The sequence below is a fragment of the Shewanella sp. CAL98-MNA-CIBAN-0140 genome (assembly GCF_040309905.1).
GTDB classification, from domain to species: Bacteria; Pseudomonadota; Gammaproteobacteria; order Enterobacterales; family Shewanellaceae; genus Shewanella; species Shewanella psychromarinicola.
In genome coordinates this window covers 1-271 of the sequence record NZ_JBEOPI010000169.1, presented here as the reverse complement: position 1 = coordinate 271, position 271 = coordinate 1, and the positions used below count along the sequence as shown (strand labels likewise).

The 271-nt window shown below is 54.2% G+C and carries 1 pseudogene; it reads right to left on the bottom strand.

The window, feature by feature from the left end:
* Positions 1–271 (bottom strand): annotated as a pseudogene (locus AAEY93_RS20625) (retention module-containing protein); the annotation flags it as partial.

Sequence of the window (271 nt, the reverse complement as noted above, 5' to 3'; positions counted from 1 at the left end):
ACGGTGACATTTGGCACCGTGACTTGGGTGCCGTTGGCATCAGTTAATACTAACGTGACGGTTGAACCTGGGGCCACATCGGTGGTGGTACCGCTAATGTCGGCGGTGGCGCCGCTGTCGTTTAAGACTAGATCGACAGTGATGTTACCGGCGGTCGCGTCCAGATTATCGACATCGGTGTCGTTAACGCTGTTGCCGTTATTGTCTAACGCGGTGGCAGACACGGTGATGTCGCCATCAACTAATGTGGAAACATCGACACCAGCAATGC